This is a genomic window from Kineosporia sp. NBRC 101731 (assembly GCF_030269305.1).
In the GTDB taxonomy this organism is placed as follows: Bacteria; Actinomycetota; Actinomycetes; order Actinomycetales; family Kineosporiaceae; genus Kineosporia.
This window is the reverse complement of record NZ_BSTC01000002.1, coordinates 380034-395318: the sequence shown is the minus strand read 5'-3', so window position 1 is coordinate 395318 and position 15285 is coordinate 380034. Positions and strand designations below refer to the sequence as shown.

At 71.1% G+C, this 15285-nt stretch carries 11 protein-coding genes; 8 read left to right on the top strand and 3 right to left on the bottom strand.

From position 1 onward, the window contains the following. The first annotated feature begins 121 nt into the window (after positions 1–121). Both QSK05_RS08970 and QSK05_RS08965 read left to right on the top strand, forming a co-directional pair. Positions 122–2590 (top strand): peptidoglycan recognition protein family protein, encoded by a 2469-nt coding sequence (locus QSK05_RS08970; protein WP_285595932.1) that lies wholly within the window; start codon positions 122–124, stop codon positions 2588–2590. Positions 2591–2827: 237 nt separating this feature from the next. Continuing rightward, positions 2828–4117 carry a SpoIID/LytB domain-containing protein gene (locus tag QSK05_RS08965; protein ID WP_285595931.1) on the top strand — a complete coding sequence of 430 codons (1290 nt, stop codon included), beginning with the start codon at positions 2828–2830 and terminating at the stop codon, positions 4115–4117. Positions 4118–4207: 90 nt separating this feature from the next. Here the strand turns inward: QSK05_RS08965 and QSK05_RS08960 are convergent, their stop codons facing one another. Further along, a complete protein-coding gene (locus QSK05_RS08960) occupies positions 4208–4975 on the bottom strand; it encodes a TIGR03089 family protein (protein WP_285595929.1) in 768 nt (255 codons plus the stop codon). 307 nt (positions 4976–5282) lie between these two features. Here QSK05_RS08960 and QSK05_RS08955 point away from each other — a divergent pair, with 307 nt between their 5' ends. The 5 genes from QSK05_RS08955 (at position 5283) to QSK05_RS08935 (ending at position 12287) form a co-directional block, all read left to right on the top strand. Beyond that, the gene (locus tag QSK05_RS08955; protein ID WP_285595927.1) at positions 5283–7484 is read left to right on the top strand and encodes a hypothetical protein; all 2202 of its coding nucleotides are present in this window, start codon (positions 5283–5285) and stop codon (positions 7482–7484) included. 71 nt (positions 7485–7555) lie between these two features. Further along, entirely contained in the window at positions 7556–8548 is a 993-nt protein-coding gene (locus tag QSK05_RS08950; protein WP_285595925.1) for a glycosyltransferase family 2 protein, read from the top strand. Positions 8549–8679: 131 nt separating this feature from the next. Next, a complete protein-coding gene (locus tag QSK05_RS08945) occupies positions 8680–9927 on the top strand; it encodes a glycosyltransferase family 4 protein (protein ID WP_285595921.1) in 1248 nt (415 codons plus the stop codon). Beyond that, the gene (locus QSK05_RS08940) at positions 9924–11078 is read left to right on the top strand and encodes a lysylphosphatidylglycerol synthase transmembrane domain-containing protein (protein ID WP_285595919.1); all 1155 of its coding nucleotides are present in this window, start codon (positions 9924–9926) and stop codon (positions 11076–11078) included. The genes QSK05_RS08945 and QSK05_RS08940 overlap by 4 nt, the downstream gene beginning before the upstream one ends. A 99-nt stretch (positions 11079–11177) precedes the next feature. Further along, positions 11178–12287 (top strand): DNA-3-methyladenine glycosylase family protein, encoded by a 1110-nt coding sequence (locus QSK05_RS08935; protein ID WP_285595918.1) that lies wholly within the window; start codon positions 11178–11180, stop codon positions 12285–12287. Positions 12288–12303: 16 nt separating this feature from the next. Here the strand turns inward: QSK05_RS08935 and cofE are convergent, their stop codons facing one another. Both cofE and cofD read right to left on the bottom strand, forming a co-directional pair. Next, positions 12304–13350: a coenzyme F420-0:L-glutamate ligase gene (gene cofE, locus QSK05_RS08930; protein ID WP_285595915.1), complete on the bottom strand. Its 1047-nt coding sequence runs from the start codon at positions 13348–13350 to the stop codon at positions 12304–12306. Next, positions 13347–14357: a 2-phospho-L-lactate transferase gene (gene cofD / locus QSK05_RS08925; protein WP_285595912.1), complete on the bottom strand. Its 1011-nt coding sequence runs from the start codon at positions 14355–14357 to the stop codon at positions 13347–13349. Before cofD ends, cofE begins: the two co-directional genes overlap by 4 nt. A 581-nt stretch (positions 14358–14938) precedes the next feature. Between cofD and QSK05_RS08920 the strand changes: the two genes are divergently transcribed. Continuing rightward, positions 14939–15274, top strand: a complete 336-nt coding sequence (locus QSK05_RS08920) for a WhiB family transcriptional regulator (protein ID WP_502879747.1) — start codon at positions 14939–14941, stop codon at positions 15272–15274. Positions 15275–15285 lie beyond the last annotated feature (11 nt).

The following is a 15285-nucleotide window of genomic DNA, read 5'->3' as shown; positions in this document are numbered from 1 at the left end:
TCTGAAACTGAACGTATTTTCTGCTGTCTGGGGTCCCCCGCCAATGCGTAATGCACCAGCCCTTTTCCTGTCCTGTCTCGCCGTCCTGCCTGTTCTGCCGGTCTCGCCGGTTGTGCCGCTCGTGCCGGTCGCAAATGCCTGGGCGCAAGACCCTTCGGTCTCGGCGAGCAGCATCACCGATCCGGTCGTCGTACGTCCATCGATCGCCAAGATTGCTCTGAACCCGGCAATCTCGGCATCGGAACGCAAGGCGCGCGTTCTCACCCCGAAGCGCGGAACCAGCGCTTTCCAGACCGTAGGGGTCACCTGGAAGGGCCGTAAAACCGCACCGGATGTGACGATTCAGGTGCGAACGCGGCAGCAGGGCGCGTGGGGAGCCTGGCAGGGTCTGGACGACGACGCCGGTGACGACGTGATGGCGACGAAAGACGTGCGGGGCGGCACCGACCCGCTCTACGTCGGGCCCAGTGACGGCGTGCAGGCGAAAGTCACGGCGCAGTCGGGAAAGCTGCCGTCGGAGATGAGACTCGAGCTCGTCGACGCCGGGAGCTCGGACTACGACCAGGTCGCCGCGGCGGTGCAGCCGGCCGGTTACGGCCCGGCCCAGGCCGGCCGGCCGACGATCATGACCCGCGCGCAGTGGGGAGCCGACGAGTCCCGGGTGAAGTGCTCGCCCACCGTCACCACCACGGTGAAAGCCGTGGTGATGCACCACACCGCCGGGAACAACCGTTACGCCGCGGCCCAGGTGCCCTCGATCCTGCGCGGCGACTACGCCTACCACCTGTCCCGCGGCTGGTGCGACATCGGTTACAACGCCCTCGTCGACAAGTACGGCCGGATCTGGGAAGGGCGCGCCGGTGGTCTGGACCGGGCCGTGACCGGCGCCCACGCGGGCGGTTTCAACACCAACACCTTCGGTGTCTCGGTGATCGGCAACTACGACGTGACCCGGCCGACCGCCTCGTCCGTCAATGCCGTGGCCCGCCTGTTCGCCTGGAAACTGAACCAGTACCATCGTGATCCGAACGGTTCCACCCGGCTGACCTCGGCCGGTGGGGGCACCGCGCGCTACCCGGCCGGCCGCACCGTGACCCTGCCGGTGATCATGGGACACCGCAACACCGGTTACACCGCCTGTCCGGGTAGGTATCTCTACCCGTACCTACCGGCGATCCGGTCGAAGGTCACCGCCCTGATGCAGGCCGCGCTGATCAACCCCAGTGTGCCGAAGAGCACCGCGCAGCAGGGCGCCTCGCTGACGATCACGGCCCGGTCCCTGCGCCGGCAGAACTGGCGGCTCGACGTGACCGCTCCCTGCAACGGCGGTGCCGTCGCCCGCGTCAGCGGAAACGCCGCAGCGGGCCGGGAGATCCAGGCGACCTGGAACGGTCGTCGGGCCGACGGCGCCCTGGCCCGCCCGGGCACCTACATCCTGACCCTGACCTCGTCCTCGGCCACCGGGGCGGCGAAACCCGTGGCCCGGACCGTTCTGGTGACCCCGCCCCGGCAACCGGCGCAGCCGGCGGCCACCCCGTCGGGCGGTGCGGGCGGCTATGTACCCGTAGCCCCGACCCGCCTCTACAACACCCGCAGCGGAACGAACATCGGTCTCGGGCCGGCCGGTTACGCCCGGGTGCCCGTGCTCGGACAGGCCGGGATCCCGGCCACCGGCGTCACCTCGGTCGTACTCAACCTGACGGCCTCCTGCTCCACGGCAGACACCTCCCTCACCGCCTACCCGACCGGCCGCGTGTCCGCGCGTCCCGTGAGCACCGTGCCGCGGGGCGTCACCCGTTCCACCCTGGTGACCACGAGGGTCGGCGCCGACGGCTCGATCACGGTGGGGAACGCCCAGGGCGTGACCGAACTGACCGTCGACGTGGTCGGGTACTACAGCGCCACCGGGTCGCCGGTGCAGCCGGTCGACGGCCTGCGGATCTTCGACAGCCGCGATCAGGGAGGGCAGCTCAAGGACGGTCAGCCGCGCTCGGTGATCCTGCCCGGCACCGTCGCCGGGATCGCCTCGACGCAGATCAGTGCTGTGATCGTCGACGTCTCGGCGATGGGCCCGTACGGGGCCGGGACCCTGACCGTGAACACCCTGCCGGTCCTGACCTACCGCCGCGACGAGACCATCGACAACCTGGCGATCGTGCCGGTCACCGGCGGGCAGTTCACGTTGAGGAACACCGGCGCAGCGACCAGCGCGACCATCGACGTGCGGGGGATCGTCACCGCTCAGGCACCGGGAACGGTGACAGCGGTCAAGCCGGTTCTCCTCACCGACGCCACGCTCGCGCCGCGGACGCCGAAGAAGATCACGGTGACCGGGGCGAAGAGCGCCGTTCCGGGCGATGCGACCGGCGTGATCCTCACCCTGGCCGCGATCGACCCCGGTTCCACGACCGCTCTGGGCGCGTACGCCTGGGGTGCCCCGGCCTCCAACGCGGTGGCGCTGCGGGTGGCGAAGGGCGACACCCGTTCCAACCAGGTGCTCGTCCCGATCGGTGACGCCGGGGCGATCAGCCTGGTCAGCAGTGTGGGAAGCGCCCGGGTGCGGGTCGACGTCGTGGGGTACGTGCGGTGACGGTCACGCACCGTTCTGGGTCACCCGGTCAGGTCTTCTCCGGGAAAAGATCAAGTTCCCCTTCAGTAGCTCCGAGGAGTTCTGAGAAGTGTGGGGGAGCGACGGACTGCTCCCTTCAGGGGAGCCCCCGGGCGGTACCTCACCAGGGCAGGGATGCGGCCGATGGATTTTGCGTGGCCGGCGGAGGCAGATCGAGCCGGCCACCCTTGTGTCCGTAACTCGAGGGAGCCCTACCCGATGCGCCGTCCCCGCTCGATCGCTGCGACCGTCCTGGGAACTGCACTCGCCGTACTGGCGGGCCCGACCGTCGCTAATGCCGCAGTAGCACCTGTTTCCGCCGCCAAGGGCTGCCCCTCACCGGGCGGCAGCCGGATCTCCCAGGCCGGCGTCCCGAAGGGCGCCGTCAAGATCTACGGTGGCGGCTGGGGCCACGGTATGGGTATGAGTCAGTACGGGGCCCAGGGCGCCGCCCGCCTCGGTTGTGGGTACAAGACCATTCTGAAGACGTACTACTACGACGCCTCGCTCTCCAGGAAGAGTCTCGACGCCCCGGTCGTGCTGAACCTGGCCTCGGGTGCCTCGTCGTCGAAGCTGCAGGCGGTGACCGGCACGGTGCGATGGGCCAGTCCCACCCGCCACGTCGTCCAGCCCACCGGCTCGACCTGGACCGTCGCCCGCAAGACCATCGGTGGACGTCAGGGCATCGCGTTGTTCGACCAGGCCGGCAAGCGCCGCATGTTCGTGCAGAACGCCTCGGTGATGTCGGCCGCGCACACCGGCAAGGTGGTGAACGTCTATCCGTACGGCGGTAGTTCGGCCCTCTCGACGCGCTACGACCGGGCCGCTTACATCGGCTCCGGCGCGGGTATCAAGGTCACCGAGACCATCACCGCTTCGGGCGGTTACACCGCCGTGCAGAAGTATCTGATGGGTCTGGGTGAGGTGCCGGTGTCCTGGCCGATCGAGGCCCTGAAGGCCCAGACCGTGGCCGCCCGCACGTATCTCAGTACCAAGTACAACGCGGACCTGAAGGCGTACGTGCTCAGCGCGGGCACCGCCGACCAGGTCTACCGGGGCTACGCGGTCGAGTCGGTGGACGCCGCCTACGGCGGCAACTGGCGAAAAGCCGTCATCGCCACCGCGAACCAGGTGATCGTCGACGGTTCCGGGCGCACCATCGAGGCGCTCTACTCGTCCTCGATGGGCGGCTACACCGAGAACCGCGAATATGTCTGGGGCAATTACGAGATCAGCTACCTCAAGCCGGTGAACGACAGCCGCTGGGACGAGGCCTCCGACAATCCCTATCGCTCCTGGAGCGTCGGGATGACGAGGGCCGCTTTCGCCAAGAAGTTCGGCTTCGACTCGGTGAGCTCCTACTCGGTCGCCGCCCGCGGCAGCGCCGCCCGGGTGAACGGGGTGAAGATCACCGGCAAGATCGACGGCAGGAAGGTCACCAAGACCTTCACCGGTGCGCAGGCCCGTTACCGTCTCGGGCTCAAGTCGCCGGGGTTCACCTTCGGCTGACAGTTCTTTCGAGGTGCGTCGTCCCCACAGTCGTGGGGGCGGCGCACCTTTTTATGGTGGACGCGGGTGTCCGGCTTCGGTCTGTCGGCTCTAGAGGGCGGGCCCCAGGTCGGTGGCCGTGACCTGCTCCTGCTGTTCGAGATGCTCCCGCTCTTCGGTGCCCAGGCCGGTCAGGTCGTGGTGCAGAACCACCGAACCACCGGTGACGAGCGGGGCCAGATAGGCCTCGACGGCGCGGGACGGCCCGGCTCCGGTCAGCAGACGGGTGCTCACCTCGCCGGCCGCGGTCCGGGCCTGGGTGAAGAGATCGCCGTAGGAGACGGTGAGTTCGCCGATGGTGAGGGCCGGGCTGTCCGGGGTGGGCGCCGCGTAGGGGTTGAACGCGTCGGGCTGCAGCCGGATCTCGGAGGCGGCGTCGATCGCGCCGGGGGGTACGTCGCCGGTCCAGCGGGTGGCCAGCGACGGCAGAGCCACCACGACCAGCGCGGCCTGGGTGCTTCCCACCGGTGGTGAACTCGGCCGGTCAGTGACCAGCACGTCGAAGCTCAGGTCGGTGCGGGCCGGCCCGAGGTTCTCGTCGAACACCACCACATGCACGCCCACCGCCCAGGCCGCCAGCAGCCAGGACACACTGCGCCAGTGCACGGGCAGGGCGATCGCGACCGTCGACCCGGGCTCGCAGTCGAGCTCCTCGACCAGCAGGTTCGCGGTCTTGGCCACCCAGTTGCCCAGCGTCTTGGCGGAGAACTCGACCCGCTCGGAGTTCGGCCCGTACCAGGTCACCCGGGGCCGGCCCGGATCGGTGGACATCAGGGACGACAACAGCGCGGCGACGTCAGCCGGGGCTTGGGTGGTCACGGCGCCAGCGTAGAGGGGCCGGTCGGCGGTTGCCTGCCCACCCGGTGCGGGCGCGTGGGCGTGGGCGCCTCACCACCCCCCCCTTTGTTCGTGATCATGCAAAACCTCCCCGGAGTTCTAGAACTCTTGGGGGTGGGGCGGCGGATTGGAGCCTGCTGCGGGCGTCTCGTAGGTTTGCGCCCGAGCCGGTAGAGCCGCTGGCACCCCTGCCGGCTCATTGCTGCCGGTGGTGACCCGCACCCACCGAAAGTTGAGAGCCGTGAGCCAGCGGACGAGCACGGAACCTCCTGCCGATTCACTTCCCGGTATGCGGGGGGAGCGGCTCTCCGGCGTCGTGTTGGCCCGGTCCGGCCCGCTGGCCGCCTGCTTCCTGGCGATCGCCGGCCTGCTCGCGGCCCTGCTGGTGCCCTTCGGGGGCTGGCTGCCGGGGCTGGTCGTGCCGTTGCTGGTGGCCGGGCTGGTGTTCTCGGTCTGGGTGGTGCGCTTCGTCCCGGCCCGGACGGCGCCGCGCTGGAGCGCCCCGGCGGTGATCGCGATCGCGGCCGGTCACGGCGTCTGGGCTGCGCTGACCCACGCCGAGCACGTGGTGCTGCGCCGCGACGCCGGTTCTTACGCTCTCTACAGCCAGTGGATCGCGACCCGGCACGGCCTGCCGATCCCGTCCTGGCTGGAGGCCTTCGGCGGGAGCCAGGCTCTGACCGACCCGGCCTTCCGGCTGTCCAGCCCGGCCTACTACCAGGTGGTGCACGGCAGCGCGGGGGCGGCGGGGACGACCGTCGACATCGTGCCGCAGTTCCTGCTCGGTGCCCCGGCGGTGTACTCGCTGGGCTGGTGGGCGGCGGGCTGGAACGGCCTGCTGATCGTGCCCGCGATCTGCTCGGCGCTGGCCCTGCTGGGTTTCGCCGGGCTGGTGACACGGCTGCTCGGGCCCCGCTGGGCGGTCTTGGCCACGCTGTCGCTGGCCATGATTCAGCCGGTGCTGCACGCGGCCCGCTCGACCTACTCCGAGCCCATCGCCCTGCTCTTCGTCGCGGTCGCGGCCGCGCTGCTCGTCGATGCCGTGGTCGCCGGGAACCCGCTGCGGGCGAACGGTTTCGCGATCCCGGGAGTACACGGGACGGACGACCCGAGGGCGGGGAGGTGGCTTGGCCTCGCCGCCGGTCTGGCCTTCGGCCTGGCCGGGTTGTTCCGGGTGGACGGTCTGCGTGAGGTCTCGCTGCTGCTGCCGGTCGTAGCGGTGCTGGCGCTGCGCCGGCACCCGGCGGCCCGGCCGCTGGTGACCGGGGCCCTGGGCGGTACCGCGATCGCGGTGATCCCCGCGGTCTGGCTGTCGCGGCCCTATCTCGGCACGATCTCGGCCAGCCTGGTGCCGCTGATCGCGGGTGGCGTGGTGCTCGGTCTGGGCAGCTGGGCGGCGGTGGCGATCGCCCGGCGCCGGGAGGGTCGGACCGGTGCGCTGTACCGGAGACTGACCACGGACGTCTGGCAGAACCGCTGGCCGTGGCTGCTCGCCGGGGCGGTGGGCCTGATCGGCGTCGGGCTGGCGACCCGGCCACTGTGGATGACCACCCGGCAGGACCCGAACGACCCGGGGTCGCGGGTGGTCGCCGGGCTGCAGCTGGAGCAGGGCCTGACCGTCGACGGCGGCCGCACCTACGCCGAGCACAGCCTGAACTGGATCAGCTGGTACACCGGTCCGGCGATGCTGGTCGCGGCCTGGCTGGTGTTCATGGTGCTCGCGGCGGCGACCGGACGGTGGTGGCTGAACTCGACCGCCCGCGGCACCTGTGGTGCGGGCGGGACCGAGGGCCGTACCACCGGCGTGCCGTTCTGGCTCGGACCGGCGGTGATCGCCTTCGGCAGCATCCTGCTCACGCTGTACCGCCCGGGCATCACGCCCGACCACCCCTGGGCCGACCGGCGCATGGTGCCGGTGGTCATCCCGGCCTTCGTGATCGCTGCCACCGCGGCTGCCGCCTGGGTCAGCCGCCGGGCCCTGCACCGCTGGCCGGCCACCGCGCTGACCGGGGTGGTGGCCGTCGCCGTGGTGGTGATGGTGCTGCCGCCGGGGCTGGCGACCCGGCCGGTCGCCGGGCAGCGCACCGAGACCGGGGAGGTGGCCGCGGTCGAGGCGGTCTGTGCCGCGCTCGGGGCGAACGACGTGGTGCTGGCCCTGGACAACCGGGCCGCGAACGAGTGGCCCCAGGTCGTGCGCGGATCGTGCGACCGTCCGGCGGCGTCCGTGCGGATCACCGACATCACCGACACCGCCGCGGTGGCCGCCGTGGTGAAACCGATCGTCGCGAGAATCACAGCGGCGGGGAACACCCCGGTGCTGCTCGCCGCGACGCCCGAGGGTGAGGCCGTGATCCAGGCCCTGGGTCTGACGTCCGAACCGGTGGTGAACCTGACGTCGAACGAGGACCAGCGGTACCTGACGAAGGTGCCGGACGGGGAAGCACCCCTGCCGGTGCAGGTCTGGCTCGCCCGGGCCGCCGGGGTGTCCTGAACCCCAACTGTTATCCACAGCTGGAGTCCGGCGTCCGAAACGTCCTTCGGCAGCCGGTAACCTCACCCTCGATGAGTGCATCACCGCTGGCCCCGCAGACCCCGACGTCACCCCAGCCGACCGGGCAACCGGTCGTGCCCGAACGCGGTGGGGTGACCGCGACGATCGTGCTGCCCTGCTACAACGAGCAGGACCACGTGCTCGCCGAGCTGGAGCGCATCACCGCGTCGATGGACGCGTCGGGCCACAGCTACGAGATCCTGGCGATCGACGACGCGAGCACCGACGGCACGCTCGCCGTGCTGCGCGAGGCTTCCCTGCGCATGCCGCACCTTCAGGTGCTGGCATTCCGCCGCAACGGTGGCTCGGGCACGGCCCGGCGCATCGGCACCCTGCGGGCCCGCGGCGAGATCGTGGTGTGGACCGACGCCGACATGACCTACCCGAACGAGCGTATCCCCGAGCTGATCCAGGTGCTGCTCACCGACCCGAGCTACGACCAGGTCGTCGGCGCCCGCCTCACCGAGGAGGGCACGCACAAGTGGCTGCGCGTGCCGGCGAAGTGGCTGATCCGTAAGATCGCCGAGCGGCTGAGCAACCAGAAGATCCCGGACCTGAACTCCGGTCTGCGCGCGTTCCGGCGCTCGGTGTCGCTGCCCTACCTGCGTCTGCTGCCGCCCGGGTTCTCCTGCGTCACCACCATCACGCTGTCGTTCCTGCAGAACCAGCACGACATCCACTACATGGAGATCGACTACGCCAAGCGGGCCGGCACGTCGAAGTTCCACTTCGTCCGTGACGCCTACCGGTACATCCTCCAGGTGCTGCGGATGATCATGTACTTCGACCCGCTGAAGGTGCTCATGCCGCTGGCGCTGTGGTTGCTCGGCATCGGCGCGGTGAAGGCGATCGTCGACAACGTGCGGCAGCCGTTCTACATCCCGGCCAACACCATGCTGCTGCTCATCGCCGGTCTGCTGATCGCGAGCATGGGTCTGCTGGCCGACCTCATCGTCCGGTCGCGCGGTGACAGCGCGCTCGACCCCGGCGTCCACGAGGGCTGAGGCATGGCGCCTCGTTCAGCACGCTGTACCGCGCCGCGACTCATCAGTCCTCGCTCCACGAGGCACTCGCGCACCTGCCGTTACCTGGTGTACCGGTCGGTCCGTCGAGGCTGCCGGGGATGGATCTACTGATGGCGGAGTTGTTCGTGGTGCCTGATCTACCTGACCCGCCTGACCGGCCCGACCCGATCGAGCCCCCCGGGCCCCTGCGGGTCGCGGTCGTCGGTCCGTCGCACCCGTTCAAGGGCGGCGTGGCGGCGCACACCACGCAGACCGCGCACGCCCTGGCCGCCGCCGGTCACGACGTGGAACTGGTCTCCTGGTCCCGGCTCTACCCGCACGCGCTCTACCCGGGTGAGCAGGCCGTGCCCGACGGTGGCCCGGATCTTCCGCCGTTCCCGAACACCACCCGCCCGCTGCGCTGGGACCGCCCGAACTCCTGGTGGAGCACCGGCAAGGCCCTGCGCGACGTCGACCTGGTCGTCATCGTCGTGGTCGTGCCGGTGCAGGTGCCGTCGCTGCTGGCGCTCGTGCGCTCGATCCGGATGGCCTCCCGCGGTCGCCGGGTCGGGGCGGCCAAGCCCCGCATCATCGCCATCGCCCACAACGTGGTGCCGCACGAGACCCACCCGGGCGGCGAGTTCCTGATCCGCCAGATGCTGCGCTCGGTCGACGGCATCGTCGTGCACTCCGCCGAACAGGCCCGGCTGGCCCACGAACTCGGCCTCGACCGGCGTCCCGTGGTGACTGTGCCGCTGGCCCCGCACCTGCCCGGGGGCCTGCCCGAGCCGGCCGGCCGTCAGCTCGCCGCCGGGCGCGCCCCGCGGTCCGCCGGTGACCCGCTGCGTGTTCTCACCCTCGGCATGGTGCGTGAGTACAAGGGCTACGACCTGCTGCTCGAGGCCGCGAAGGGTGTGCCCGAGGTGACCGTCACCGTCGCCGGTGAGCAGTGGGGCGCGGCCGGTGAGCGGGTGCGCGAACTGGCCGCCGACCCGGCGCTCGCCGCGAGGGTGCACGTGATGCCCGGCTACGTCGCCGGCGTCGACATCCCCGCCCTGATGGCCTCGCACGACGTGCTGGCCCTGCCCTACCGGCACGCCACCGCCTCGCAGAACGTGCTGCTCGGCCACGCCCACGGCCTGCCGGTGCTCGCCACGAGCGTCGGCACCTTCCCCGACGACGTGCACGACGGCGTCGACGGCCTGCTGGTGCCATCCGCCGACGTGCCCGCCCTGGTCACCGCGCTCAAGCAGCTCACGGCCCCCGGTGAGCTCGACCGCCTGCGCGCCGGCCTTCCCGACATCGACCTGGCCGGCCCCTGGGACCGCTATGTCGAGGCACTGACCGGGGTTGTCCCGGTCGAGTCGCGGCAGCCGTGAGCGCGCCCTCGGGTCCGGACACCGGCGGAGCGAACGAGTTCCCGGCTGTTGAGGACGACACCGGTGGGAAGTCAGAGGCTGACATCGAGTCGGTGGGTGGCGCCGACGAGCCAACCAGAACGAAGGACGAGGCGACGTCGCCTCCCGCTACCGGCAACGGTTCCGGTCAGGCCCTGATCGGGCGGATCGGCGCGCTCGCGGGCCGGGCCAGTGAGCTCAGCCGCCGCCGCTCGTTCCGGGTCGCCTTCGGCCTGCTGCTCGTGGCGCTCGCGGTCTGGGCCGTGTTCAGCCGCCGCGAGGAGGTGGCCGACGCCGTCACCCAGCTCAGCCCGGGCTGGCTGGCCTTCGCGGCCCTGGCCACGGTGCTCAACGTGGCGCTCGCCGGCATGGTCTGGCGCACCCTCCTGGCCGACCTCGGCTCCCGGCTGAGACTGCCGGTCGCGGCCCGCATCTTCTTCGTCGGCCAGCTCGGCAAGTACCTGCCCGGCAGCGTCTGGCCGGTGGTCATGCAGACCGAGCTGGGCCGCGATCACCACGTGCCCCGCCGCCGCACGGCTACCGCCACGGTCGTCAGCATGCTGTTGTCGGTGCTCAGCGCCCTGCTGGTGGTGCTGATCGCCGTGCCGTTCGCCCCCGACGCCCTGCCCGACGGTTTCGGCTGGGCCGTGCTGCTGGTGGTTCCCCTGGCCGTCGTGCTGCACCCCGCCGTGATGGGGCGCCTCGTCGACCGGGCCCTGCGCATCGTCAGCAAGGAAGGGCTGCCCGAGCGCACCTCCGGCCGTGGCACCGTCGTCTCCACGCTGTGGGCCATCGGCTCCTGGGTCGGTGCGGGCCTGCAGGTCTGGGCCCTCAGCGTGCCGCTGGGCGCCGACGCCAATGCCTCCACCGCCCTCCTGCTGATCGGTGGCTACGCCCTGGCCTGGGCGGTCGGCTTCGTCATCATCATCGCCCCGGCGGGCGCGGGGGCCCGCGAGGTCGCCCTCGCCGCCGTGCTGTCGACGGTGCTCGACGACCACGGCAAGGTGGTCGTGGTGGTGCTGATCTCCCGGGTCCTCTTCACCGCCGTCGACCTGCTCGCGGCGGGCGCCGGCATCCTGGCCGCCCGTCGGACCCAGCCGGCCGCCGAGTCACCCGAACATCCCATCATCTGACCGAAGCGCCCGGTTCTGTCACCAAGGAGTGTCGCCCGACAGGACCTGAATCCGCGTGGGTTCCGCGCGCCGATCCCTTGCCCGGTGCAGGATGTGCAGGTGACCATCAGCGACGGACCCACCCGGCGCAACCCCGCCCGGACGGGCGGGATCGTTACCCGCGGCCAGTTCTCGGGAGTCTCGGGGCTGGGCGGGCACTGCGCGGAACCGGCGACCGCGGCCCGTGCGCCCCGGTCCCGGAAGGAGCCGGCCCGGCTCACGGCGGCCCGCACCGTCACCCCGGTGCGTTCGGCGAGCCGCACCTACCGTCCTGCGGCCCCGATCTCGGTGCACCACATTCTGTCCGGTCTTCGGCGGGGCGGATCCGACCCGTGTTTCCGCACGCAGCCGGGCGACCCGATCTGGCGTGCCACCCGCACCCCCGACGGTCCGGCGCTCGTGCGTCTGGTCGTGCGCATCACCGGCGGTGAGGTGGAGGCCACGGCCTGGGGGGCGGGCGCGCAGTGGGTGCTCGACGGGGTGCCGGAGCTGCTCGGGGAGGGTGATGACGCCTCGGGGTTCGTGCCCCGGCCCGAGCACGCCAAGCTGGTGCAGGCCTGGCGTTCGCGGCCCGGCTACCGGGTACCACGCAGCCGGGCCGTGTTCGAGGCACTGGTGCCGGCGGCCCTGGAACAGCGGGTCACGGGGCTGGAGGCGCGGCGGGCCTGGCGCATCCTGGTGGTCAAGTTCGGCGAGCCGGCTCCGGGACCGGCACCGGAGGCGACCGGCCTGTACGTGCCGCCCGACGCCGCGACCTGGCGCCAGATCCCGTCGTGGGTCTGGCTCAAGGCCGGGGTGGACGAGGCCCGGCGCCGTGCCGTGCTGGCGGCCGCGCAGGTGGCCGGCCGCCTGGAGGCGACGGTGGACCTGCCGCACGACGAGGCGGCGAGAATGCTGCGTACCGTGCCGGGCATCGGTATCTGGACGGCGGCGGAGGTCCGGCAGCGGGCGCACGGTGACCCCGACGCGTTCTCCTGGGCCGATTACCACGTGTCCCGCAACGTCTCCTGGGCCCTGACCGGCACGGTGATGGACGACGCGGGCTGCGCCGAGGTGATCGAGTGTTACCGCGGGCACCGCTACCGGGTGCAGAAACTGCTGGAGCTCGACGCCGTCACCCGTCCCCGCCGGGCACCGCGGATGACGCTCCCGACCCACCTACCGCGCTGAGCACGCCGGCTCCCACCTACCGCGCCAGCACGCGCAGCCCGCGCGGCTCCAGAGTGATCGTCACGGTCAGGTCTTCCGACCAGGCCGCCGCCGACAGCCGCTGGGCGAGCGCACCGAGGGCGATCGGGTCGGCGGGCAGCTCAGGAACGACGAGCAGGCCTTCGTCGTCGACGGTGGTGACGCAGACCGGGGCGGGCACCCCGGTCAGTGGTGAGGGTGCGGCCAGGGCCACCTCGACCGCGCGCAGCAGCCGGTCCAGCACCGGGCTCGGGGGCACGGCCGGGGGTTCCACCGCGGCCGGATCCACCCCCAGTGACCAGCGCACGGCCTCCACCTGGCCGTACCGGAACCAGTCGGTCGCCGCGGGCCGCAACATGATCGCGGCCCCGGGACCGTGCGCGTCCACCGCCAGGACGTGGGAGCCGAAACCTCGCACCAGTGCTGCCGGGACGCCCTGCAGCTTGCCCTTGACCAGGTCGGCCGCCGCGGCCAGCTCGTCGGCGACGGCGCGGACCGTGACCTCCATCCGCTGACCGTGCGTGTCGGCGGTACCGCGCAGGTCTTCGGTGGGTGCCAGCCCGGCGCAGCCCAGGGCGAAGTCGGTCTGCCCGTCCCGCCAGGCCCGCCCGGCCGTGTCGGTGACGATCACGGCCACGTTCGCACCGGTCAGGGTGTGCAGGGCGGAACGAAGGACGCGGGCGGAGGCGTCCGGGTCGACGGGCAGCAGCAGGACGGTGCCCGGGGCGACGTTGGAGTTGTCCACCCCGGCCGCCGCCATGACCGGCCCGGCTGCCGCCTCGACGATGCGGGCCAGGCCCCCGGGAGTTCGCCGGGCCGCGACCAGACGCCGGGACTCGGCGGTGATCTGCTCGTCCCGGTCGGTCGCGGGAACGGTGCGTCCCTCGGCCTTCGAGACAATCTTGCTGGAGACGACGAGAACGTCACCGTCTGTCAGCTTCTGCCCGTTCGTGTCGAGAGCCGACACGACCAGGGCGGCCACGTCGTCCTCCATCCCGACCTCACCGATGCCCCGGACCGGGACCACCAGGAGCTCGCCGGTCATCGGCCTGCCGACTCTCCGGCCAGCTCTTGCGCCAGATCGAGGGCCGCACCGGCGATGGCCGCGGTGGCCTCCAGGTCGGTCATCAGCAACGGCACCGCCCGCAGGGTGACCTCGTCGGGCATCACGCTGCCGTGGTCACCGGGAGCAACCAGCCACCCGCCGAGGAAGTCGGCGTACAGGTCGGCCACCGCCGCGGCCGAGGTCTCGACCCCGATCGCGGTGAGACAGGCATCGGCCATGCCGCGCACCGGGGCGCCACCGATGATCGGGGAGACTCCGACCACGGGGGCCTTGGTCGCGCGGATCGCGTCGCGGATGCCGGGCACGGCCAGGATCGTGCCGATGGAGACCACCGGGTTGCTCGGGGGCAGCACCACCACGTCGGCGTCGGCGATCGCGTCGAGCACACCGGGGGCGGGCTTGGCCTGGTCGATGCCGACCGCGAGGATCTGCCGGGCCGGGGCGGCGGCGTGCAGGCGCACCCACCACTCCTGGAAGTGCACCGCCTTCACCGCGGGGGAGCCGTCGGGCGCCGGATCGGCGTCCGGGTCGTCGATCACCACGTGGGTCTCGATCGGGTCGTCGCTCATGGGCAGCAGACGGACGCCCGGTTGCCACCGGGCGCACAGCGCCTCGGTCACGGCGGAGAGCGGGTAGCCCAGGCCGAGCATGCGGGTGCGCACCAGGTGCGTGGCGATGTCGCGGTCGCCGAGGGTGAACCACTGCGGCTCGGCGCCGTAGGCCTCGAGCTCGGCCGCCACGCCGAAGGTCTCCCCGGCCCGGCCCCAGCCCTGCTCGGGATGGATGCCGCCACCGAGGGTGTACATGACGGTGTCGAGGTCGGGGCAGATCCGGAGCCCGTGCAGGGTGACGTCGTCGGCAGTGTTCCCGATGACGGTGACCTCGTGGGGTCCGTCGCCCGAGTCCGGACGGGAGTCGAGATGGTGCAGAAGACCGCGGAGGAAGCGTGCGCCGCCGACCCCGCCGGCCAAAGCCGTGATGCGCATGCCGTGATCCTTTCAGACGCCCGAACGGGGCTTGGCTCCGGACATCGCGAGCACGATGCCCGCCGTAGGGGTGCGGGGGTGCACCTACCTATACATACGGCAGTGCACTGGTCGCGGATCGGCGGGAGGAGCATCATTCGGGACCCATCGGTGCTCATCACAGGGAACCGAAGGCACGCAACCGGGAGTTGGCACCTGCAACGGAGGATTTCGCCCCGACGAACGGGGGAGGGGTGTGTAGGGCGGCAGGATGACATTTTCTCGGCCCATTTCCGGCCGCTGTGGAACGCATGCCGTGACGATGATCGCAAGGGGCGCATCGGCCCCAGACGTCACGGCTCGGTATGTCCTGTCTTCACCCGATCGGTACGGGTGAAAATCCGCGTATTACACGGGATGATGCACGTGTCAAACGGAAGCATCTACCAGATTCCAGCTTGACGCACGTGGCACGACACGCGTGTAATTTCATTGGTGTCGACAGCATGAAATCACCTAACGTATGCGCGCCATCACGCTTAGTGGGGGGAACGCCCTGTCAAAGGGGCCTGGTTCGAGGGAGGCGCCAAGTGCACGAGCTCATGGCGGCAGGTGACATCATCATCAGCGACAGCGCGAACGACGCAGAGCAGAGCGATAATTCGGCCGAGCTGGATGTTCTCACCCTGGTTGCCACGAGTTCCGACGGCCTGCCGCCAGAACTGGCATGGCAGGAGCGGGCACTCTGTGCGCAGACCGATCCGGAGGCGTTCTTCCCGGAGAAGGGCGGCTCCACCCGTGAGGCCAAGCGGGTCTGTATGTCGTGCGAGGTGCGGGCGGAGTGCCTGGAGTATGCACTCGCCAAGGACGAGAGGTTCGGCATCTGGGGCGGGCTCTCCGAGCGTGAGCGCCGCCGGGTGAAGAAGCAGGCGGTCTGAAGACCCCCTCA

Bases quoted from the DNA above. Each gene is read 5' to 3' on its own strand.
- QSK05_RS08965 (WP_285595931.1), top strand. From the start codon at position 2,828: ATGCGCCGTCCCCGCTCGATCGCTGCGACCGTCCTGGGAACTGCACTC.
- QSK05_RS08955 (WP_285595927.1), top strand. From the start codon at position 5,283: ATGCGGGGGGAGCGGCTCTCCGGCGTCGTGTTGGCCCGGTCCGGCCCG.
- QSK05_RS08950 (WP_285595925.1), top strand. From the start codon at position 7,556: ATGAGTGCATCACCGCTGGCCCCGCAGACCCCGACGTCACCCCAGCCG.
- QSK05_RS08945 (WP_285595921.1), top strand. From the start codon at position 8,680: ATGGCGGAGTTGTTCGTGGTGCCTGATCTACCTGACCCGCCTGACCGG.
- cofE (WP_285595915.1), bottom strand. From the start codon at position 13,350: ATGACCGGCGAGCTCCTGGTGGTCCCGGTCCGGGGCATCGGTGAGGTC.
- cofD (WP_285595912.1), bottom strand. From the start codon at position 14,357: ATGCGCATCACGGCTTTGGCCGGCGGGGTCGGCGGCGCACGCTTCCTC.
- QSK05_RS08920 (WP_502879747.1), top strand. From the start codon at position 14,939: ATGGCGGCAGGTGACATCATCATCAGCGACAGCGCGAACGACGCAGAG.